Raw genomic sequence first — 20,812 nt, forward strand, 5'->3', positions numbered from 1 at the left:
GGGTCGGGTTCGCCCGGGGCGGACCGGCGGCGGGGTCACCCGGCGCTGACGGCGGTCGGGTCCGCCCGGCGCGGGCCGCCAGCCGGGTTCACTCGGCGCGGGCCGCCAGCCGGGTTCACTCGGCGTGTGCCGCCAGTCGGGTGCCGGCGACGAGGGCGAGCGCGACCACGAACACCACGTAGGCGAGGAGCACCGGCAGCGTCGGGACGACGAGCAGGGCAGCACCCACGGCGACGACCGGCACGGTGAGCCCGGCGTAGGCGATGAGGAACGTCGCGGCGAGGACACCACCGCGCTGCTCGGGCCCGACGAGCGAACCGGCGCGGGCGATCGACGCGCGGAAGAGCAGGCCCACCCCGGCACCGGCGACGACCCCGCCGCCGATGAAGCCGGCGACCTGGAGCACCACCGCGGCGACCGCGAGGACGACCAGCCCGACGACGAGCAGCACCAGCCCGAGCCGGACCTGACGGCGCTGCGACAGCTTCGCGAAGACGATCTGCGAGAGCGCGCTCGCGGCGAAGACCCCGAACGTCGTCGCACCCGCGGCGAGCCGGTCCGTGACGTGGAACGTCGTGCCGAGGAACGTCGGCGCCACCGAGGTGAACAGCCCCTGCACGGCCAGTGCGGCGAAGGCGGCGGCACCCGCGGCCCAGAACGTGCCGGCCTGCCCCTCGGGGGCCTGCACGCGCTGCGGGCGGTAGGGCACCGGCTGCTCGGGACGGTCGACGGTCTCGGGCGCGGCCAGGACGAGCACGAACGCGACGGCCAGGGCGACGACGAACACCACGTACGGCACGACGAGCGGCTGCCCGACGAACTCGGCGAGGGCGCCGCCGACGAGGGCGCCGAGCGACAGACCGCCGAGGTTCACCGCGCCGGCCGCGACGCTCGCGCCCCCGGCGGATGCCGACGAGCCGGTCGCCCGGACGCGGAGCTCCGCGAGGTGCGCCGTCGCGGTGGCGGTGAGGAGTCCGACGCCGAGGCCCGTGACGAGTCGTGCGACGACGAGACCGGCGACGTCGTCCCAGACCAGGAAGAGCACCGCCGCGAGCAGTTCGACGGCCACCGACAGGAGCACGAGCGGCCGTCGACCGTGCACGTCGCTGAGGTGTCCGGCGAGGAACAGCGACGCGACCACGCCGACGCCGTACGCGGCGAAGACGACCGTGGTCGTGAAGGTCGGGAAGCCGTCCCTCGCCTGGTAGATCACGTACAGCGGAGCCGGCACGGTCGCGAAGGCCATCACCGACAGGAACGCGAACGCGACCGCCCAGAAGCCGAAGCCGTGCCGACGGCGGGTGTGCGCACGGTGACCGCGCGGGGCGGTGACGTGCTGGGCCGCACGCACGACGGGTGCGGTCGGGGCGGACGTGGTGACGGGGCCGGTGGTCGAGGACATGCTCCGATGGTGCCGCCCGCGCGGCATCGAGTCCAACGGATGCTCTTGTTGCCCGCCATCGAACTGGTCGATGATGGGGCGATGGAGACCCGGTTGCTCGAACAGTTCGTCGCCGTCGCCGCCGAGGGCAACGTCACGCGTGCGGCCGAGCGGCTGTGGGCGGCGCAGTCGACGGTGTCCGCCGGCATCGCCTCGCTCGAACGGACGCTCGGTGCCCGGTTGTTCGACCGGACCGGGCGCGGGCTCGTGCTCACCGCGACGGGCGAGGACGTGCTCCCCCACGCCCGCGCCGTCCTCGACGGGCTGGACCGGATGCGCGACCTCGCGGTCGTCGACGACGCCGACCTGCGCGGTCGGGTCCGCCTGGGCATCTTCACGAGCATGGACGTCGTCGACCTGACCGGGGTCCTGCGGCGGTTCCGGCAGCGGCACCCGCTCGTGACGGTCGAGCTGATGACGTCACAGTCCGGCACGACCGGGCTCGTGCAGGACCTCGTTGCCGGGCGGCTCGACCTGGCCTACTGCGGCCTGCCGGCGGTCCCGTCCGGGATCCACGTCGAGCCCCTGCGCGAGATGCCGTTCCGGGTCTTCGTCGCACCGGACCACCCGCTCGCCGGGCGCCGCTCGGTGTCGCTCGCGGAGCTGGCGGACGAGCCCTTCGTCGACACCGCGCACGGGTTCGGGAACCGGCTCATCCTCGACGCGGCCCTGGACCGGGCGGGCATCCGGCGCCGGGTCGTCGCCGAGATGAACGACATGCCCGCCGTGGTGCGGTTCGCCTCGGCCGGGCTCGGGGTCGGAGTGGTGCCGGACTCGGGCGTCCGGTACGACGGCGCGGTGCTCGAGCTGGAGGACGACGTCGAACCGCTGCGGATCGGGCTCGCGATGCGGTCGGACACCGAGCCGAACCGGGCGACGCGCACGCTCGCGCGCGACGTCGTCGCGGCCCGGCGCGGCTGACGCGCCACCCAGGGACGTCGGACGGTCCGGGCGCGTCGGAGTGCCGGGGCGTCCGGTCCGGATCGGGAGGGGCGCGGTCGTCGCGTCCCACCGGCGGACCGGAGGCGCGGGTCGTCGCCGCCACGCGCCTCCCGGGCCGTCAGTCCCCCCAGACCTCCCCGACGACCGCGGGCAGGAGCCCGTTCGTCGGGAAGTTCGACTGGTCCACGGCCAGCCAGGTGTCGCCACGCACGTAGGTCGTCCGTGCCCAGTCCGTTCCGTACGTCGGGTCGGTCCTGGAAGCACGGCAGACGCGGGCTCCGTCGGCGTCGTCCTCGCACGTCGGCGACCACCCGTCGAACGTGCCGCGCTCCAGTTCCGCGATCTGCTCCGGTGTACCCGTGCCCATCGTGAGTTCGAGACCGGTGATGTCCGCGCCCGGGTCCCGCCACTGGCAGGAGAGCGTGGGGGGCGCGCCGACCGGGTCGCGGTGCGGGAGGGCGGACACCTTCCCGTCAGCGACGATCGTCGCCAGCGGCACGTCGCCGAAGAAGCGGTCGTAGTCCGACGCCGGCACGACCGACCGGCAGTCCGTCGGGATCGTCGCGGTCGTGCTGGCGGCCGTCCGGCTCGGTCGCGGGCTCGGTCGATCCGTGACGGGTGCCGACGTCGGGGTCGTCGCGGACGGGGCCGGCGCGGGGTCCTCGGTCCGGACCGGTACGGCGACGGGCCGGTCCTGCTGGGACAGGGTCAGGGCGACCGCACCGGTCGCGGTGCCGAGCGCCAGCAGCGCCACGACCCCGACCACGATGCCCGGGCGTCCTCGTCGTCGTCTCGGTCGTGGGGCGGCGCCGTCGAGGACGTTCCGCTTCATCGAGACGAGCATGCGCTGCAGGTCGTCTCCCTGGGGAGGTTCAGTGTCCATCGTGCATCACCACCTTCTTCAGTCGACGTCGGTTGCGGGAGACCCGCTGCGTGATCGCACCGACGGTGAGGCCGAGCAGGTCCGCCGCCTCGGCGTAGGAGTGGCCCTCGAGCAGGCACAGCTCGCAGATGCGGCGGTCGAGGTCGGGGAGCGCGGCGATCTCGGCACGGACCCAGCGGAGCTGTTCCGCCGCCTCGGTGTGGTCGTCGGGCGCCGCGAGGGTCTCGGGCAGCTCGTCCGCCCGGTGTCGGGAGCGCTTGCGGCCCGCGTTGAAGGCGTGGTTGCGGCACACGACGAGCAGCCACGGGAGCACCGTCTCGGCGGGCAGCTCGAGGGTCGACGAGCGCTGCCAGAGCGTCAGGAACGAGTCCTGCACGACCTCCTCGACGTCCTGCCGGTCGTCGACGAGCGCCCACGCGTAGCGGGTGAGCGTCGGGGCGTAGCGGTCGAAGGCCCGTGCGAGCGCCGTCCGGTCGCCCTCGGCCATCGCCCGGACGATCGCGCCGCCCGTCTCCGTGGTCACGTCCACATCACACCCCCTCCACTGCAGAGGTGTCGGCGCGACCCGCGATCATGACAGGTCCGAGCCGAGATCGTGACCTCGGGCGTGGCGCGGTGGACGGACCGGCGGGTCAGCGGGCCGGCAGTGCAGCGGGTGAGCGGGCCGGCCGTTCAGCGGGCCGTGCCCGGCAGGTGCGGCCGCCGCGGGTCAGTGGTGGTCGTCGCCCTCGGTGCGTTCGGTGGGCGTCTTGTGTCCGCCGAGCATGTCGTTGTCGTCCTGGTCGCTCGACGACGCGAGCTGCAGCATCGCGAGGACGACCACGACGACGATGAAGGCGACACCGAGGAAGACGAGGCTGAGCTCGAACTCACGGGTCGAGAACAGCACGACCAACCCGACGAACACCGCGACGACGGCGGAGATCACGAGCAGTTCGGCGGGGCGCAGACGATCGCGGCGGCTGGGGGTGGTCATGCGTGTGGTGCTCCGTCCGGGGCAGCGGCGGGCGAGGCCGTGCCCCACTTGTGCGAGAGGCCGGCGATCACGTGGAAGACCGCCGCGATGGCGAAGTAGGCGCCGAGCAGGCCGACGAGGACGACGGGCGCGTCGAGGGTGCCGGACACCTTCTCGATGCCGCCGAGCTGCTGCGAGTAGTCGGGCGGGGTCAGCAGGAACGCGACCGCGAGCAGCAGCGTCAGGCCACCGATCGTCGTCCAGTCCCGCGCGAAGGGCGACCGGCCCCGGGCACGCAGCCCCTGGGTGAGTTCGAGGGCCCCGGTCAGCACGGCCCACGCCACGATCACCGCGATGAAGGCCGGCAGTCCGAGGCCGCTCGTCGCGAACGCCGCGACACCGGCGACGACCGACACGGCCGCCTGGACCAGGGTCGTCCGGCGCGACCGGGTGTCGTCCGCCATCCGCTGGAGCCCGGCGAAGCCGAGGACCAGCCCGTCGACCAGCGCGACCACCCCGAACAGCACGAGGCCGTAGCCGGCTGCGTGGTTGGACGAGAAGGTGATGACGAGGGCCATGACCGCGGCTGGGACGGCCCGGAGGACGGGGATCGGCCAGTACCGCGCGCGCTGGCCGGCGTCGTCCAGGGAGTCGGACACGAGACCTCTTTCGGGCATGCGGGTGGTGCATCGATCCTACCGCCGGCCCCGCTCCGAGCCGACCGGGCGGGGAGCCCCGAGCCTGAGCGGGCTCGAGGTCGCCGTTGCACGGGGCCGCCGGGGGGCTCGGGGCGCGTCCGCTCCGAGCCTCCCGCGGCACGACGACTCCGCCGGTCAGGGAGCGCCGGTCTCCGACACCGCGTCCGCCGTACTCGGACGTCGCCGACGCGCCGCCCACCACACCCCGCCGCCGGTCAGGACACCGACCCCCGCGAGGACGCCCAGGGCGCCGAGGCCGTCCGCGCCCGTGTACGCCAGTACGCCGCCACGTCCCGTCGACGGGGAGCCGGCCGCCGCTGGTCCCGGGGTGTGCCCGGCTCCGCCCGGTGCCGTCGGGGTGGGCGACGCCGTCTGCCCGGGTCCGCCACCGTCACCGTCGCCGTCGCCGTCACCGCCCTGTTCGACCCCGATCGGGACCGCCGGCGACGGGTCCCCGCCGTCGGGGTCGGTCGCCGAGGACGCGGTCGCCACGTTCACGACGTCGGAGCCGTCGCCGCGGTAGTCCTCGTCGAGGACCGCCCGGACGACGAAGTCCCGCCGCCCGCCCGGCACGAGGTCGTCCGTCGACCGACAGGTCACGAGCTGCCCCGATGCCGTGCAGTCGTCGTCCGAGCCGCTGAACCGCATCGCGGCGGGCAGCTCGTCCGTGGCGCCCACGTCCTCCGCGGTCCCGGGGCCGTCGTTGCGCACCGTGATCCGGTAGGCCACCTCGTCACCCGGGTGGACCCCCGTGGCCGGGCTGACCGACTTCTCGGTCGCGACCTGGGCCTCCGCGACCGGCTCGGGCCCGCCCGTGTCGTCCCGGTCGACCTCGGTGGACACGGTCGAGACGTCGTCGTCCTCGTAGGTGTCCTGGAGACCGCTCGCCGGGGCGATCGTCGCCGTGCTGGTGAGTCGTCCCTGCGCCTCCGCGGGCACGGTGCCGGTGACGGTCACCGTCGCCCCGGCTGCGTGCGGCAGGTCCAGGTCGACGGCCACGTCACCGGTGCCGCTCGCCGCACCGCACGCACCGCCGTCCTCGCCCCGGCAGGTCCACGACACGTCGGTGAGCTCGTCGGGGACGTCGACCGTGAGCGGGCTCGGGTCGGAGTGGCTCAGGGCGGCGTTGTGCGCGGTCACGTCGTACGACACGCGCTCGCCCGGTGTGACGGTCGGCTGGAGCACCTGGTCGACCGACAGGTCCACGGGGACCCGCACGCGCAGCTCGTCGACCTCGTGCACGTCGACGAACGTGCCGGTGGACGCGGCGAACCCGAGTCGGAGCGTCGACGGCAGCGGGGCCTGGCCGTCACCGTGCAGCGGTACCCGGTCGAGCACGGTGCGGAGCGCTCCGCCCGGGATCTCGACACGGACCGTCAGCGCGAGGTGTCCCGCACCGTCGGGCAGGAGCGTCACGCGGACCGTCCGGGGCGTGGCTCCCTCGGTGGCGGTGCCGAACGGCGCGGCGGCACCGGCGACGTAGCGGTAGCCGGTGGTCCCGTTCCCCGAACCGCGGACCACGACCGCGTCCGGGGCGGCACCGGGCCCGGAGCCGTTCAGCGGCAGCGAGAAGTTGCCGTAGCGGTCGATCGCCACGGCGGCGAACCCGCCCGGCAGGCCCGGCTCGGTGCAGGGGGACTCCGCGCCCTCCGCCGAGGAGTCCTTGCAGGCGTAGCCGAGCGCGGCCCCGGTCGCCCCGACACCCTGCGGTGCCGCGCCGTCGGCGAGGAACAGCAGCAGGCCGTCCGCGCCGACGGTGGGGCCGTCGTGGTGCATGGCGTAGTCGAACTCGATGTCGAGCCCCAGGTCGGACGCGAAGGTGTCGTCGGTCGACCACGCGCCCGCCTGGCTGGGTACGGCGTCGGTCAGCCGGAGCCGCCCGCCGACGACCTGGGCGTCCCCGGACAGGGTGCCGCCGGCCGCCGTGGAGAAGTCGTCGGTGTACGGGAACGCGAGCGAACCGGCCGAGGACGACGACGCGAGGAGCGCGGGGGCGAGCAGGAGTCCGAGCGCGGTCGCGAGACCGACACCGGACAGGACCGGGCGACGACGTCTCCGCCGAGCGGCGGTCGGGGGACGGCGTCCGGGGCGGGACGGGGACGAGGTCGATGGGACGCCGGGGCTGGAGATGAGTGGCTTCATGCCCCGATCGTCGCGACCGGCGCGGCCCCGTCACGGGCCCGGTGGCGCACCTGTGGAGGACCCCACCCGCCACCGCCCGTGTGGAGGAAGGAGCGAGGAACGAGCGCCGAGGATCAGCCCAACCAGACCGTCGTCTCGCCCGGCAGCATCCCGTCCCCGGCGTCGAGCGGCCCCGACGCCAGCACCACGGTCCCCTCGGGCAGGCGAACCGGCTCGGTCCCGAAGTTCGTCACCGAGCTCCAGCCGTCGTGCCGCGCGAACGCCACGACGTCGGGGCCGGCCTCGACCCACGCGAGGTCCTCACCCCGCTGCAGACGCCGACGGGCCGCGGTCGCCGCCCGGTACATCGACAGCGTCGAGTCCGGGTCGCCGTCCTCCGCCTCGACGGAGGACGCACCGAAGTCCGCCGGCTGCGGCAGCTGGGGTGCGACGTCGCCGAAGCCGAACGACGGTCCGGAGCGGGTCCACGGGATCGGGACACGGCAGCCGTCCCTCCCCTTGACGTTGTGCCCGGTGCGGAGCCACTTCGGGTCCTGCAGCAGGTCGTGCGGGATGGCCGGTGCCTCGTGCAGGCCGAGCTCCTCGCCCTGGTACACGTACGACGAGCCGGGGAGCGCGAGGACGAGCATCGTGGCCGCCCGGGCCCGCCGCAGCCCGCGGTCGCGGTCGAGCGGCGGCTCGGTGCCGTCCGACATCAGCCAGGCGTCGGTGTCGGTGCCGTCGGGCAGGCCGTACCGGGTGGCGTGCCGGACGACGTCGTGGTTCGACAGCACCCACGTGCTCGACGCCCCCGACTCGGCCGACGCCGACAGGTTCTGCTCGATGAGCGACCGGAACGACGCGGCGTCGAACGGCGACTCGAGCAGGTCGAAGTTGAAGGCCTGGCCGAGCTCGGTCGGCCGGGCGTACAGGACCCGTCGGGGTGCCGGCGCCCAGGCCTCGGCCACGGCGGCACGCGGCGGGTCGTACTCGTCGAGCACCGCGCGCCACCCGGCGAAGATCTCGTGCACCTCGTCGCGGTCGTACAGCGGGTCGGAGCCGTCGAGCGGCAGGTGGTCCTCGTCGGACGGCCGGTACGGCGTGGACAGGTCCTTCGCGAGCCCGTGCGCCACGTCGACCCGGAAGCCGTCGACACCGCGGTCCGACCAGAAGCGCAGCGTCGTCGCGAAGTCGGCCCGCACCTCGGGGTTCGACCAGTCCAGGTCGGGCTGCTCGGGCGCGAACAGGTGCAGGTACCACTGGCCGTCCGGCACGCGGGTCCAGGCGCTGCCGCCGAAGTTCGACACCCAGTCGCTCGGCGGGAGCTCCCCCGACTCGCCGGCACCCTCGCGGAAGACGTAGCGCGCCCGCTCCGGCGACCCCGGCGCGGCGGCGAGCGCGGCCCGGAACCACTCGTGCTGGTCGGACGTGTGGTTCGGCACGATGTCGACGATCACCCGGACGTCGTGCTCGTGCGCGGCCCGGACGAGCGCGTCGGCGTCGGCGAGCGTCCCGAGGCGGGGGTCGACGTCGCGGTAGTCGGCGACGTCGTAGCCGCCGTCGGCGAGCGGCGACGGGAAGAACGGGGACAGCCAGATCGCGTCGACCCCGAGCGCCGCCAGGTACGGCACGCGGCTCGTGACCCCGGCGAGGTCGCCCAGGCCGTCGGCGTCGGAGTCCGCGAAGCTGCGCGGGTACACCTGGTAGACGACGGCCTGCCGCCACCAGTCCGGGTCGGTGGTGCGGGGGCTGCTGGCGGGCGTCCGAAGCGTGCTCACCCGGTCAACCTACCGACGCGTCCACCGACGGGGAACAGGGTCCGCGGACGCGGGTCGGGAACACGGACGCCGCCGCGTGCGTTGTCGCGCGGGACACCACAGACGTGACCACCCGGTCACCGAGCGAAGGGATTCCCATGACGAAGGTCCTGGTCCTCGTCGGCAGCCTCCGCGCCGGCTCCATCAACCGCAAGCTCGCCGAGGCGGCCGACCAGCACGCCCCGGACGGCATCGAGCTCACCACGTTCGACGGCATCGTCGACCTGCCGTTCTACAACGAGGACATCGACGACGACACCCCGCCCGCGGCCGCCGTCGCGTTCCGGGACGCGGTCGCCGCGTCCGACGCCGTGCTGCTCGTGACGCCCGAGTACAACGGCACGATCCCGGCCGTGCTGAAGAACGCCCTCGACTGGGGCTCGCGTCCGTTCGGCGCCTCGCCGCTGTCCGGCAAGCCCCTCGCCGTCATCGGCTCGGCCTTCGGCCAGTACGGCGGCGTCTGGGCGCACGACGACGCCCGCAAGGTCGCCGGGATCGCCGGCGCCCGCGTCCTCGAGGACGTCGCGGTCGCGATCCCGCAGTCGGTCGTCCGGTTCGCCGAGACCCACCCGCGTGAGGACGCCGAGGTCGTCGAGCAGGTCCAGGGCGCGCTGCGCGCGCTCGCCGACGCGGCCGCGGAGCCGGCGGCGGCCTGACCCGCGGGTCGCACCACCGGTCGCGGCGCGACCACGGGACGGACGGGAGGCGCGGTGCCGGCGGGTGCCGCGCCTCCCGTCCGTCGTCCGCGCGCGCGGAGCCGCGGACCGCGGATCACTAGACGGACGAGATACCAGGCGGGTTACCCTGTGCAGGTGTCGACGCAGGAGATCACCGAGGCGTCGGGGTACTGGTTCCCCGACGACGACGCCACCCGACGCGGCGTCGCCGTGCTGAACGCCCTGCGCCGGTACCGCGCGGCCGAGACCGCGATGCGTCGGCGCACGCGCGACTCGATGGGCATGGGCGAGACCGACCTGCTCGCGGTGCGCTACCTGCTGCAGGCCCAGCGCGCGGACCGCATCGTGAAGCCGAAGGACCTGTCCGCCTACCTGAAGATCTCGTCGGCCTCGACGACGATCCTCATCGACCGCCTCGTGCGGTCCGGGCACGTCCGCCGTGACCCGCACCCCACCGACCGCCGGGCCCTCGTGATCACGCCGACCACCGAGACCGACGACGAGGTCCGCGCCACCCTGGGGGTCATGCACCGCCGGATGATGTCGATCGCCGAGGGCATGTCGGCCGACGAGGCACGGGCCGTCGCGACCTTCCTCGAGCGGATGCGCGGCGCCGTCGACCAGGTCGACCCCGCACCCGCGCACTGACACCGGCCCGCGCCCGCCCGGCAAGTGGTGCACGGCGGCGGCACGGGGGACGCCGACTCCACGTGCTCTGGGAACGTCGACGACCGGACCGCGTAGACCGGAAGGGTCACCGATCCGGAAGGAGCCGATCATGCACGCATCGGACAAGCTCGCTGCAAACCTCCAGAAGGTCCTCGTCGACCTGATCGACCTGCACCTGCAGGGCAAGCAGGCCCACTGGAACATCCTCGGGACCAACTTCCGCGACCTCCACCTGCAGCTCGACGAGATCGTCGACGCCGCCCGTGAGTTCGCCGACGACACCGCCGAGCGCATGCGTGCGCTCTACGCCGTGCCGGACGGCCGCGCCGCGACCGTCGCGCAGTCGACCCACCTCGACGCGTTCCCCGAGGGCGAGGTCGCCACGCACGACGCCATCGACCTCGTGACGCTCCGCCTGTACCAGGCCACCGGCACCATGCGCGACGTGCACGACGAGGTCGACGAGGAGGACCCGACGACCGCGGACCTGCTCCACGGCTTCATCGAGCGCCTCGAGCAGCTCGCCTGGATGGTCTCCGCCGAGAACCGCTCCCCGCGCACGCCGCTCGCCGCCGCGACGAGCCCGGCGACCGCCGAAGCCTCCACCGCCTCCTGACCGTGGACCTCGGGATCCAGGGCAGGACCGCCCTGGTCTTCGGGGGCGACTCCGGCATCGGCTGGAACACGGCTCGCATCCTCCTCGCGGAGGGTGCGACCGTGGTCGTCTCCGACCTCGACCAGAGCCGTCTCGACACCAGCGCCGACCAGCTCGAGGCCCCGCCCGGCAAGCTCTTCGCCTTCGCGGCCGACGTCACCGACGCCGCGAGCCTCGCGACCCTGCACGACCGGGTCCGCGATTCCGTCGGCGAGATCGACATCCTCGTGCAGTCGTCCGGCATCACCGGCGCGCAGGGCATGTTCCACGAGATCGACGAGCAGGGCTGGCTCGACACCATCGACGTCGACCTGATGGGCCCGGTGCGGATCACGCGCGAGTTCATCGGGGACCTGCGGAACGGCGGCTGGGGACGCATCGTGTACCTCGTGTCCGAGGACGCCTCGCAGCCCTACGACGACGAACTGCCCTACTGCGCCGCCAAGGCCGGTGTGCTGTCGTTCGCCAAGGGCCTCTCGCGCTCGTACGCGTCCGAGGGCTTGCTCGTGAACACCGTCAGCCCCGCCTTCATCCACACGCCGATGACCGACGCGATGATGAAGAAGCGCGCGGAGCAGCAGGGGACCACCGTCGACGAGGCCATCACGAGCTTCCTCGACGAGGAGCGCCCGTACATGGAGCTGGGCCGTCGCGGCGAGCCCGAGGAGGTCGCGAACGTCGTCGCCTTCCTGTGCTCCGACCTCGCGAGCTTCGTCAACGGGTCGAACTACCGGGTCGACTCCGGCTCGGTCGCCACCATCTAGTCCACCCTCACGCCTGGGAGCACCATGACCGACTTCCGCTACCTGATCGTCGGCGGCGGGATGGTCGCCGACGCCGCCGCCCGCGGCATCCGCGAACTCGACACCGACGGCTCGATCGGGGTCCTCAGCGAGGACGTCGACCCGCCCTACGCCCGCCCCGCCCTGTCCAAGAAGCTGTGGACCGACCCGGACTTCAGCTGGGACGAGAAGGTCGACCTGCACACCGAGGAGACCGGCGCGACGCTCCTGCTCGGCTCGCGGGTGACCGGGATCGACCGCGCCGCGAAGACCGTGACGACCGCCGACGGCGCGACGCACGGCTACGAGCGGCTCCTCCTCGCCACGGGCGGCAAGCCGCGCAGCCTGCCCGGCCTCGCCCCGTCCGACCGCGTCCTCGACTACCGGAGCGCCGCCGACTACCGGAAGCTCCGGGAGTTCGCGGACGCCGGCGCGCACGTCGCGGTCGTCGGCGGCGGGTACATCGGCACCGAGGTCGCGGCCGGCATCGTGCAGAACGGTGCCCGCGTCACGCTCGTCGACCCGGACGAGGTCGTCGGTGCCCGCATGTTCCCCGAGGGGCTCGCACGCGCGTTCCAGCAGCGCTTCATCGACCACGGCGTCGAGCTCCGGCTCGGTCGTCGCGTCGACGAGGGCTCCGAGACGGCGACCGGGGTGACGCTCACGCTCGACGACGGCTCGACCCTCGAGGCCGACGCGGTCGTGGTCGGGCTCGGCATCGAGCCGCAGACGCAGCTCGCCGCCGACGCCGGCCTGACGGTGCACGACGGCATCGTCGTGTCCTCGACCCTGGTCACGGACGACGAGTCGGTGTTCGCCGCGGGCGACGTCGCGGAGTACCCGGACCGCATCCTCGGCACGCGCCGCGTCGAGCACGTCGACAACGCGCAGCAGCAGGGTCGGCAGGCCGGCCGGAACCTCGCGGACGCCGACGAGACCTACGACCACACGCCGATGTTCTACTCGGACGTCTTCGACGCCGGGTACGAGGCGGTGGGGCAGGTCTCGACCTCGCTGCACACAGTCGCGGACTGGCAGGAGCCGAACGTCACGGGCGTCGTCTACTACCTGGACGACGACGACACCGTCCGCGGCGTGCTGCTCTGGAACGTCTGGGACAAGACGGACGAGGCCCGCAAGGTCCTCGCCGAGGCGAGCGCGCTCACGCGCGACGCGCTGCCGGGACGCATCACCCCGTAGCGGCGCGCGGTGCCGCCACGTGCCGTGGTGGTGACCGCCGGGAGGCCCGGTGCCGGTCCGTGGGACCGGCACCGGGCCTCCCGTGCGTGCGTCCACGGCCGTGGGCGGCACCGCCGGCCGGGTCACGTCGCGGACGTGGCCCGGCCCTTGGACCGGAACGGTGGCGGGCCGTCAGGAGCGGTCGCGGACCTCCGGCGCGACCTCGTCAACGACCTCGCGGCGGTCCGACGGGTCCACCGGGATACCGTCGCCGTCGGCCATCGCGACCGCGTGCGCGGACTTGGCCTCCTCGAGGGCCTCGTCGTCGCCGCGCGCCATGCCGAACAGCTCGCGGAACCGTGACTTCAACACGAGCCAGGCGTCCGCCGGCCCGAGCCGCGCCAGGTCAGACGAGGTCGTGTGGTCGCGGACCCGCTGCAGCGACCCGACCCCGCGGTCGGTGATGCGGCCGTCGACGTGCGCGACCGCGAGCCGGGCGACCGCGTCGGCCTGCGCGTGCATGACCGAGTGCGCGCCGTCGACGACCTCCCGGAGGACCGCGTGCGGGAAGACCCGCGCGAGCGACCGCACCCAGTCGCGCGGCACCATCGCGTCGTGCTCGCCGCGGACGATCAGCGTCCGGGCGCGGACGTCGGCTGCGCGCTCCTCGATCGGGAACGCGATCATGCGCGGCAGGACCCGGCGGAACCAGTGCCAGCCGCAGAGGGCGTAGGCGGTCACGGCGTGCCAGCGGACCGCCGCGGGCTCGTGCAGCGCGGAGCGCAGGAAGCGGAACGCCGACTGCCGGATCGTGCGCGCCGACCGGTCGACGACCGGGCTGATCAGGACGAGGTCGCTGAGGCCGGGGTTGCGGGCGGCGACCTCGGTGACGACCTGCGTGCCCATCGAGTGCCCGACGAGCACCGGGTCCTCGAGTCGCAGCTCGCGCAGGACCTGCTCGACGGCGTCGGCGTACCGCTCGATCGACACACCGCCGCGGAAGCGCGGGACACCCGCGAAGCCGGGCAGGTCGAGGGCGTGCACGGGGCCGTGCTCGTTGAGGTGCGGGGCGAGCCGCTCGTAGTAGGTCGACGCGATGCCGAGACCGGCGACGAGCACGAAGGCCCGGTCGCCGGGTGCGCCGATCGAGCTCACCCGGACGTAGGTGCCGTCGACGGCGATGCGGTCGACGCGGACCGTGACGTCGGCGTCCTCGGCGTCGGAGAGCTCACCGGCGGGGTCGGGSGCCGGCGGGGCTTGGGGTGCCGGCGCGGCGCTCGCCGCGGGGGCGTCGGGTGCCGTCGCGGCGGGTCGCGCCGCGTCCGGGTGGTCCTCGTCGTGCACGTCGGCCTCCTGTGGTGCTGGCGACCGCCCACGATACCGTCCGTTCAGCCGCCGAACGCGGACGCTGAGGAGCCTCGCACCCGCGTCGGCACGGCGAACACCGCCCCGGAGTGCGGCGCCTGCTCGAGTTGCTCCTCGGTCATGTTCTCGCGCGCGGTGCCGATGAAGAGCGTCGAAATGTCCGGCCCGCCGAAGGCCACCGAGGTCACGTTGGGCGCCGGGACCTCCACGGTCTCGAGGTGCTCCCCCGCGGCGCTCCACCGCTCGACGCGGCCGCTGCCGTAGACGGCGGTCCAGAAGCAGTCCTCGTCGTCCCGGACCAGGCCGTCGTGCGCGGCGCCGCTGACGAACGGGACGAGCTCGCCGAGGTCCCCCTCGGGGCCGTATGACGCACGGTAGATCGTGCTCGTGCTCGTGTCGGTGACGTACATCGTGCTGCCGTCGGGCGACCACTCGATGCCGTTCGTCACGCCGAAGCCGCCGCGGAGCACCCGGGTCGTCCCGTCCGGCTCGACGGAGTACAGCGCGCCCGCCGGGTCCTGGTCGGTGAGGTCCATGCTGCCCACGAGGAAGCGCCCGAACGGGTCGCACTTGCCCTCGTTGAACCGCATGCCGGCCGTCGCGTGCTGCACCCGGGTGAGCTCCCGCTCGACGACCCCCTGCTCGTCGGTGAGCACGACGGTGTCACCGAGCGCCGCGACGAAGCCGCCGCCGACGCGGGGCTGGAAGCTCGCGAGGGGCGGCGGGAGCGGCACGCTCGACTCGACCGTCCCGTCGGCGCGGGCGGTGGTGAGCAGGCCGAGCGTGATGTCGGTCCAGCGCAGGCGCTCGGTGGTCGGGTCCCAGACGATGCTCTCGACGAGCACCGCCTGCTCGTCGCAGAAGACGGTCACGGGTCCGGTCGTCGCGTTGTCCATGCTCCGTCCCTACCGCCGGTCACCTCCGCGCGCGTCCAACATGTTCAGTGCGCGTGGGATCGGTCGGTCATGGACCCCCGGACAGCGCAAGAGCCGGGACCTGGTATACCCCAGCTGCACCGGCTCTGCTTCTCGGTCCCCCCAGCAGGAGGCGAGCGCAGCCAGTATATCAGAGCCGCGCGTACCGCGCCCGGAAGAAGCTGTAGACGCCGTACGCCAGGAACCCCACGCCGACCGCGACGAGCACCGCGGATCCGGCGGGCAGCCCGTGCAGTGCATCGAACGCCCCGTCGAGCCCGGAGGCCTGGTCCGGGTCGCTCCGGAAGCCGGCCACGGCGACGAGCACGCCGACGACCACCACGGCGATGCCCTTGCCGACGTACCCGACGGTGCCGAGCACGGAGACCACCCGGTCGAGCGGCTGTCGCGGGCGGACGAGCTGCTTCCAGAAGGAGCGACGGCAGCCGATCACGACGAGGGCGACCCCGACCACGACCGCGACGGCCGCCACCGCGAGCAGCAGGAACACCCCGCCGGGCGTCGCGAGCGCCGTCGCCGCGGCACTCCGACTCGACCCGCTCGAGCTCTTGCCGGCGCCGAGCGCGAAGGTCACCGCCGAGTACGACACGACGCCGTAGACCACGGCCTTCCCGACGGCCTTCGCGCGGGCGGCCCAGCCGCGTGCGGAGTCCGACCGCCCGCCGACGACGGCCTCGACGAGCAGGTGCAGCGTCAGCGCCGCGGTGCCGACGGCGACCACCCAGAGCAGGACGATCCCGCCGGGGACCGCGGCGAGCTGCTGCAGTGCGCCCGACTGGTCGGTCTCGCGGCCGGAGGAGCCGTTGCCGACGCCGAGCAGCACCACGAGGTACCCGAGGAGCAGGTGCACGACCCCGCTCCCGACGAAGCCGGCGCGTGCGGTCAGCTCGAACCACCTGCTGTCGGCAGCGCGCCGCGCCTGTCGTCCGGTCTCGCGTGCTGCTCGTTCCGTCTGGTTGCTCACCCGACCAGCGTGCCCGTCGGAGCGACCCGTGTCCGTCGGAGCCACCCGTGTCCGTGCCGGGCCACCGCCGGCTCCGCCCGGGCCGACCCCGTCCAGACGGGCAGGGCCGGCACGGACGGGTAGGGCCGACCCGGACCCGCCCGCGACCTCAGTCGCCCTTGACGTTGACGACCTGCCGCAGCGTGTGCCGGATCGCCACCAGGTCGGTCGCGTCCGCCATCACCTGGTCGATCGGCTTGTAGGCGGCCGGGATCTCGTCGAGGAACGCGTCGGTGTCCCGGTACTCGATCCCGACCATCGCCGCGCGGAGCTCGTCGTGCGTGAAGGTCCGCCGCGCCGCCGACCGCGAGTACAGCCGCCCGGCACCGTGCGGCGACGACTCGAGCGACGGCTTGTTCCCGAGGCCCTCGACGACGTACGACGCCGTGCCCATCGACCCGGGGATGAGCCCGGGCTGCCCGGCCCGCGCCTGGATCGCGCCCTTGCGGGACACCCACACGCTCTTGCCCCAGTGCGTCTCCCGCTGCGTGAAGTTGTGGTGGCAGTTGATCCGCTCCTGCTCGTCCACGGGGGTGCCGACGACCTCGGACAGCTGCCGGACGACCCGGTCCATCATCTCCTCGCGGTTGAGCAGGGCGAAGTGCTGCGCCCACCGGAGCTCGGCGATGTAGCGGTCGAACTCCGGCGTGCCCTCGACCAGGTACGCCAGGTCGGGGTCCGCGAGCTCGATCCACCAGCGCTGCATCATGCGCTTCGCGACCGCGATGTGCCGCTGCGCGATCTTGTTGCCCACGCCCCGCGACCCGGAGTGCAGGAACAGCCAGACCCGGTCCTGCTCGTCCAGGGACACCTCGATGAAGTGGTTCCCGGAGCCGAGCGTGCCGAGCTGGTTCCGCCAGCCGCCGTGCACGCCGGTCGGGTCGAAGCCGGCCCGCTCGGCCATCGCCTCGAGCTCCGCGATCCGCGGCGCTGCGGTCGCCACGATCTTCCGGTTCGAGGCGCCCGCCGACAGCGGCACGGCCCGCTCGATCTGCTCGCGGAGGGGCTGCAGGTCGGCCGGCAGGTCACCGGCGGTGAACTGCGTGCGGACCGCGATCATGCCGCAGCCGATGTCCACGCCGACGGCCGCGGGCATCACGGCGCCGAGGGTCGGGATGACCGAGCCCACGGTGGCGCCGAGGCCGAGGTGCGCGTCGGGCATGAGCGCCAGGTGCGGGTACACGAACGGCATCCCCGCCGTCGTGCGGGCCTGCTGCTCGGTGTTCTCCTCGAGCATCGAGGCCCAGCTGAGCAATCGGTCGGTGATCTTCTGCATCGTCGTCGCCTTTCGTCGTGACGGTCGACGACGGCCGGACGGCCGTCGTGGTGACGGCGGGAGGCCGTCGTGGTGACGGTCCGGGGCGGACGGGACCCGCGCCTCCAGGCCGGTGCGACAGCACCTGTGGAGGAGACGGGAGGGACGCCCCGGGCCGGGTGGGCACGGGGCGTCGGGAGACGGTCCGTGCCTACGCGGGTTCGCGGAGGGAATCGCTCGCGTACTGCGTGACGGGCAGCGCGACGAGCGCGGCGAGCTGACGCTCGTCGCGGATGTCGAGGTGCTGCACGGCGTGCATCGCGTTCCTTCCGGCGGGTGCCCGGGGCGGGCGCTGCGCGGACGACGTCCGGCAGGAGGACCGACAGTAGTGCGACACGCCCGGCCGGCACAATACGCCCGGGCGTGTCGCGCTGCGGTCGGCGTCGCCGCGCGCCGCGGGACGGCTCCGCGCGGGGTCGGTTCGACCGCGGACGTGGCGGTCCGGCAGGTGCGCAACAGCACGGCCGGGAGGCGCGACCCACCCTGTGCGCGCGGGGTACGCCCGCCTGGGGGCCACCCCGCACCCGCGGGCAGGCTGGAGCCATGACCGAGCGGACGCGAGACACCCCCGACGCGCACGACAACGAGGAGCGCACCGACGGCTTCGTCCCGCTCCGCTCGTACGGCGCGATCGGGGACGGCCGCACCGTCGCGCTCGTCGCGCTGGACGGCCGCATCGACTGGCTGCCGATCCCCGCGATGGACTCACCGCCCGTCTTCGCGAGCATCCTCGACGCCGAGCACGGCGGGCACGTCGCGCTCCGACCGACCGGCGACGCCACGGTCGAGCGCCGCTACCTGCCCGGCACGAACGTGCTCGTCACCACGTGGACGACCGACTCCGGCTCCTGCACGGTCACCGACGCGATGGTCACGGGCGTCGCCGGCCGGCTCCCGTGGGCCGAGGTCGGCCGCTGCGTGCAGGGCGTCGAGGGCTCGGTCGAGATGGAGTGGGCGGTGGTGCCGGGCACGCTGCTGAACACCGCGGAGCCGCGACGCCTGGACACGGCGAACGGCACGGTGATCGGCATCGACGGCATCACGATCGCGATCGTCGAGCAGGGCTTCGAGCCGGTGCACGACGACGGGCCACGGTTCTCCGGCCGGTTCTCGACGAGCGAGGGCTCGAAGTCGATCCTGACGATCGTCGGCACGCAGGACGAACCGATCTTCCTGCCCGAGCCCGAGCGCACCCTCGCCGCGGTCGACCGCACGATCGACAACTGGTCTACGTGGTCCGAGGAGTTCTCGTACGACGGGCCGTGGGCCGAGGCCGTGCAGCGGAGCGCGCTCGCCCTGAAGCTGCTCATCTACTCGCCCACCGGCGCGATCGCGGCGGCCCCGACCACGAGCCTGCCCGAGGACCGCACCGGCGGGAAGAACTGGGACTACCGCTTCGCGTGGGTGCGCGACCTGTCGTACACCGTGCACGCCCTCACCCGCTTCGGCCTGCGCGAGGAGACGCACGCGGCGGTGTCGTGGGTGATGCGCACGATCGGCGAGCACGACGAGACCATGCCGATCTTCTACCGCCTGGACGGCACGAAGACCGACGAGGTCGACGAACGCGACGTCCCCGGCTGGAACGGCATCGGTCCGGTCACCGTCGGCAACCGCGCCGGCGACCAGCTGCAGCTCGGCGTCTGGGGCGACGTCTTCGAGATCATGCGGCAGTACGTCCGGGCCGGGAACGTCCTGGACCGCGCGACGGCCGGCGTGCTCCAGCGCCTGGCGGACGACGCCTGCCACCGCTGGCCCGAGGCGGACTCGGGCATGTGGGAGCTGCAGGAGACGCAGCACTACGTGTCGAGCAAGATCGGCTGCTGGCAGGCCCTCGACGCCGCGGTCGAGCTGCACGACGCGGGGATGATCGACGGCCCGCGCGACAAGTGGGTCGAGAACCGCGAGCTCATCGAGCAGTGGGTGTCCGAGCACGGCTGGGACGAGGAACGCGGCCACTACGTGATGTACCCGGGATCGGACGCGCTCGACACCTCGATCCTGCTGCACGCGATGTCGGCGTTCGACCGCGGTCCGCGCATGGAGTCGACGATCCACGCGGTCGAGGAGCAGCTGCAACGCGGTCCCCTGGTCTACCGGTACTCCGGCATGGACCGCGAGGAGTCGCCCTTCGTCGCGTGCTCGTTCTGGCTCGCCGCCGCGATGGCGTGCGTCGGCCGGGTCGACGACGCCCGCGAGCTCATGGACGAGATGGTCGAGCAGGCGAACGACGTCGGGCTGTTCAGCGAGATGATCAGCGAGGACGGCGACTTCATGGGCAACCTGCCCCAGGGGCTGTCGCACCTCGCGCTCATCCAGGCCGCGCTCACCATCGAGGAGGTCGCGGCGGAGTCCTGAGCGGCTGTCGTCGGCGCGTTGCATGATGGAGCGACCATGAACGACGTCGACGCCCGGATGGACCGGCTCCGCCGAGCCGCTCGGTACCGGTACCAGCAGCTCGTGGACAGCGAGGTGGAGCGCGGCACGCTCGACCCGGACGAGGTCCGCGAGGAACGCCGGCTGCTCCGCGCGCAGGACGTCGGACCGCTCGCCCGGGCACTCGTGGACGAGGCCGACCGCCGCGGCGTCTTCGAGGGCAACCCCTACCGCGGCAAGCCCCTGCCGGGCAACGACGGGCAGCACGACCCGGACTGGTGGATCAAGGCGAAGATCGAGCGCGAGGACATCCGCGGCATCGCACCGCCCGCCCTGGCCCTGCGCACCGAGGACGCTGAGCTCGACGACCACCTCGACGCGCTGCGTGCCGAGGACGACGTGCGTGCGGTCCTGGTGGACTTCAACGCCCGCGTGAAGGAGGCCAGGCGGCAGCTGCTCGGCGGGCCACCCGTGGTCACGCCGATGCGGGACGTCGACGCCGAGGTGGACCGGTGGCGGGAGCGCCGTCGGGAACGGGCCGCGGCCGACGAGCGGGCGGCGGCCGAGCGGCTCGCGGCGGAGCGCGCGGCGCGGCCCCGTCGGTGGTGGCGGCGCGGCTGAGGCTGCTGCAGGTGGTGGTGCTCGTGCTGCTGGCGCCTGTGCGGGTGCTGCTGGCGGCGCCCCGCCTCTTGGTGCTTCGTTGGACGTGGAACGGCGCCGCTCCCTGATCGGGGGCGGCGCCGTTCGCGTGTCGTGCTGGTGGTGCTGGTGGTGCTGGGTGTTACTTGATCTGGGCGGTGATCGTGGCGGTCCCGACGAGCAGGCCACCCTTGACGGCGTCGGTCTTGAAGGTGCTGTTGAGCAGCTTCGCGGCGTCGTCGGAGACGTGGACCGTGGTGCCGGTCAGGATCGCGTTGTCACCCTCGAGCTGGAGCGGCTTCAGGGTGCCACCGTGCAGCGAGAACAGGTACGCGTTCGACACGGCGACCTGACCGTTGA

Annotated in this window: 19 protein-coding genes and 1 pseudogene; 8 read left to right on the forward strand and 12 right to left on the reverse strand. The window is 73.5% G+C overall.

Going from position 1 to position 20,812, the window contains the following annotated elements; all coding sequences use genetic code 11:
• Positions 1-115: 115 nt before the first annotated feature.
• Entirely contained in the window at positions 116-1,402 is a 1,287-nt protein-coding gene (locus BEP24_RS12350; RefSeq protein WP_083230336.1) for an MFS transporter, read from the reverse strand.
• A 48-nt stretch (positions 1,403-1,450) separates the two neighbouring features.
• Here BEP24_RS12350 and BEP24_RS12355 point away from each other — a divergent pair, with 48 nt between their 5' ends.
• Positions 1,451-2,362 (forward strand): LysR family transcriptional regulator, encoded by a 912-nt coding sequence (locus tag BEP24_RS12355; RefSeq protein WP_171898808.1) that lies wholly within the window; start codon positions 1,451-1,453, stop codon positions 2,360-2,362.
• 139 nt (positions 2,363-2,501) lie between these two features.
• On the opposite strand, the gene BEP24_RS12360 is transcribed toward BEP24_RS12355, so the two are convergent.
• The 6 genes from BEP24_RS12360 to BEP24_RS12385 form a co-directional block, all read right to left on the reverse strand.
• Positions 2,502-3,266 (reverse strand): hypothetical protein, encoded by a 765-nt coding sequence (locus BEP24_RS12360; protein WP_141693456.1) that lies wholly within the window; start codon positions 3,264-3,266, stop codon positions 2,502-2,504.
• Positions 3,256-3,789 (reverse strand): sigma-70 family RNA polymerase sigma factor, encoded by a 534-nt coding sequence (locus tag BEP24_RS12365; RefSeq protein WP_253181678.1) that lies wholly within the window; start codon positions 3,787-3,789, stop codon positions 3,256-3,258. Before BEP24_RS12365 ends, BEP24_RS12360 begins: the two co-directional genes overlap by 11 nt.
• A 186-nt stretch (positions 3,790-3,975) precedes the next feature.
• Positions 3,976-4,242, reverse strand: coding sequence for a hypothetical protein (locus tag BEP24_RS12370; protein ID WP_065963824.1), 267 nt, complete (start codon positions 4,240-4,242; stop codon positions 3,976-3,978).
• Positions 4,239-4,880, reverse strand: coding sequence for a DUF308 domain-containing protein (locus BEP24_RS12375; protein ID WP_253181679.1), 642 nt, complete (start codon positions 4,878-4,880; stop codon positions 4,239-4,241). The genes BEP24_RS12370 and BEP24_RS12375 overlap by 4 nt, the downstream gene beginning before the upstream one ends.
• A 174-nt stretch (positions 4,881-5,054) precedes the next feature.
• Positions 5,055-7,061, reverse strand: a complete 2,007-nt coding sequence (locus tag BEP24_RS12380) for a DUF11 domain-containing protein (protein ID WP_065963828.1) — start codon at positions 7,059-7,061, stop codon at positions 5,055-5,057.
• A 113-nt stretch (positions 7,062-7,174) separates the two neighbouring features.
• A complete protein-coding gene (locus tag BEP24_RS12385) occupies positions 7,175-8,818 on the reverse strand; it encodes a glycoside hydrolase family 13 protein (RefSeq protein ID WP_065963830.1) in 1,644 nt (547 codons plus the stop codon).
• A 137-nt stretch (positions 8,819-8,955) separates the two neighbouring features.
• On the opposite strand from BEP24_RS12385, the gene BEP24_RS12390 reads away from it, so the two are divergent.
• From BEP24_RS12390 to BEP24_RS12410, 5 genes are all read left to right on the forward strand, one after another.
• Positions 8,956-9,513 carry an NAD(P)H-dependent oxidoreductase gene (locus BEP24_RS12390; protein ID WP_065963831.1) on the forward strand — a complete coding sequence of 186 codons (558 nt, stop codon included), beginning with the start codon at positions 8,956-8,958 and terminating at the stop codon, positions 9,511-9,513.
• A gap of 171 nt (positions 9,514-9,684) precedes the next feature.
• Positions 9,685-10,182 (forward strand): MarR family transcriptional regulator, encoded by a 498-nt coding sequence (locus BEP24_RS12395; protein WP_253181680.1) that lies wholly within the window; start codon positions 9,685-9,687, stop codon positions 10,180-10,182.
• A gap of 130 nt (positions 10,183-10,312) precedes the next feature.
• Positions 10,313-10,819 carry a DNA starvation/stationary phase protection protein gene (locus BEP24_RS12400; RefSeq protein ID WP_065963833.1) on the forward strand — a complete coding sequence of 169 codons (507 nt, stop codon included), beginning with the start codon at positions 10,313-10,315 and terminating at the stop codon, positions 10,817-10,819.
• 2 nt (positions 10,820-10,821) lie between these two features.
• Positions 10,822-11,622: an SDR family oxidoreductase gene (locus tag BEP24_RS12405; protein ID WP_065963836.1), complete on the forward strand. Its 801-nt coding sequence runs from the start codon at positions 10,822-10,824 to the stop codon at positions 11,620-11,622.
• Between the two features lie 24 nt (positions 11,623-11,646).
• Positions 11,647-12,840, forward strand: a complete 1,194-nt coding sequence (locus tag BEP24_RS12410; protein WP_065963838.1) for an FAD-dependent oxidoreductase — start codon at positions 11,647-11,649, stop codon at positions 12,838-12,840.
• A 171-nt stretch (positions 12,841-13,011) separates the two neighbouring features.
• Here the strand turns inward: BEP24_RS12410 and BEP24_RS12415 are convergent, their stop codons facing one another.
• From BEP24_RS12415 to BEP24_RS12430, 4 genes are all read right to left on the reverse strand, one after another.
• Positions 13,012-14,163 carry an alpha/beta fold hydrolase gene (locus BEP24_RS12415; protein WP_065963842.1) on the reverse strand — a complete coding sequence of 384 codons (1,152 nt, stop codon included), beginning with the start codon at positions 14,161-14,163 and terminating at the stop codon, positions 13,012-13,014.
• Between the two features lie 44 nt (positions 14,164-14,207).
• On the reverse strand, positions 14,208-15,080 hold the full coding sequence (locus tag BEP24_RS12420; RefSeq protein ID WP_065963844.1) for an SMP-30/gluconolactonase/LRE family protein: 873 nt from the start codon (positions 15,078-15,080) through the stop codon (positions 14,208-14,210).
• Between the two features lie 169 nt (positions 15,081-15,249).
• The gene (locus tag BEP24_RS12425) at positions 15,250-16,083 is read right to left on the reverse strand and encodes a DUF1206 domain-containing protein (RefSeq protein WP_139197574.1); all 834 of its coding nucleotides are present in this window, start codon (positions 16,081-16,083) and stop codon (positions 15,250-15,252) included.
• Between the two features lie 148 nt (positions 16,084-16,231).
• On the reverse strand, positions 16,232-17,398 hold the full coding sequence (locus BEP24_RS12430; protein ID WP_065963846.1) for an RtcB family protein: 1,167 nt from the start codon (positions 17,396-17,398) through the stop codon (positions 16,232-16,234).
• 582 nt (positions 17,399-17,980) lie between these two features.
• On the opposite strand from BEP24_RS12430, the gene BEP24_RS12435 reads away from it, so the two are divergent.
• On the forward strand, positions 17,981-19,795 hold the full coding sequence (locus BEP24_RS12435; RefSeq protein ID WP_065963847.1) for a glycoside hydrolase family 15 protein: 1,815 nt from the start codon (positions 17,981-17,983) through the stop codon (positions 19,793-19,795).
• Between the two features lie 36 nt (positions 19,796-19,831).
• Positions 19,832-20,434 carry a DUF1992 domain-containing protein gene (locus BEP24_RS12440; RefSeq protein WP_065963850.1) on the forward strand — a complete coding sequence of 201 codons (603 nt, stop codon included), beginning with the start codon at positions 19,832-19,834 and terminating at the stop codon, positions 20,432-20,434.
• A gap of 160 nt (positions 20,435-20,594) precedes the next feature.
• Here BEP24_RS12440 and BEP24_RS12445 read toward each other — a convergent pair.
• Positions 20,595-20,812 (reverse strand): annotated as a pseudogene (locus tag BEP24_RS12445) (hypothetical protein); the annotation flags it as partial.

The sequence above is a fragment of the Curtobacterium sp. UCD-KPL2560 genome (assembly GCF_001705035.1).
Lineage (GTDB): Bacteria > Actinomycetota > Actinomycetes > Actinomycetales > Microbacteriaceae > Curtobacterium.

What these genes read in the sequence shown, in the direction of transcription:
- BEP24_RS12350 (WP_083230336.1), bottom strand. Translation starts at nt 1,402, where the DNA reads ATGTCCTCGACCACCGGCCCCGTCACCACGTCCGCCCCGACCGCACCC.
- BEP24_RS12360 (WP_141693456.1), bottom strand. Translation starts at nt 3,266, where the DNA reads ATGGACACTGAACCTCCCCAGGGAGACGACCTGCAGCGCATGCTCGTC.
- BEP24_RS12370 (WP_065963824.1), bottom strand. Translation starts at nt 4,242, where the DNA reads ATGACCACCCCCAGCCGCCGCGATCGTCTGCGCCCCGCCGAACTGCTC.
- BEP24_RS12380 (WP_065963828.1), bottom strand. Translation starts at nt 7,061, where the DNA reads ATGAAGCCACTCATCTCCAGCCCCGGCGTCCCATCGACCTCGTCCCCG.
- BEP24_RS12390 (WP_065963831.1), top strand. Translation starts at nt 8,956, where the DNA reads ATGACGAAGGTCCTGGTCCTCGTCGGCAGCCTCCGCGCCGGCTCCATC.
- BEP24_RS12400 (WP_065963833.1), top strand. Translation starts at nt 10,313, where the DNA reads ATGCACGCATCGGACAAGCTCGCTGCAAACCTCCAGAAGGTCCTCGTC.
- BEP24_RS12410 (WP_065963838.1), top strand. Translation starts at nt 11,647, where the DNA reads ATGACCGACTTCCGCTACCTGATCGTCGGCGGCGGGATGGTCGCCGAC.
- BEP24_RS12420 (WP_065963844.1), bottom strand. Translation starts at nt 15,080, where the DNA reads ATGGACAACGCGACGACCGGACCCGTGACCGTCTTCTGCGACGAGCAG.
- BEP24_RS12430 (WP_065963846.1), bottom strand. Translation starts at nt 17,398, where the DNA reads ATGCAGAAGATCACCGACCGATTGCTCAGCTGGGCCTCGATGCTCGAG.
- BEP24_RS12435 (WP_065963847.1), top strand. Translation starts at nt 17,981, where the DNA reads ATGACCGAGCGGACGCGAGACACCCCCGACGCGCACGACAACGAGGAG.
- BEP24_RS12440 (WP_065963850.1), top strand. Translation starts at nt 19,832, where the DNA reads ATGAACGACGTCGACGCCCGGATGGACCGGCTCCGCCGAGCCGCTCGG.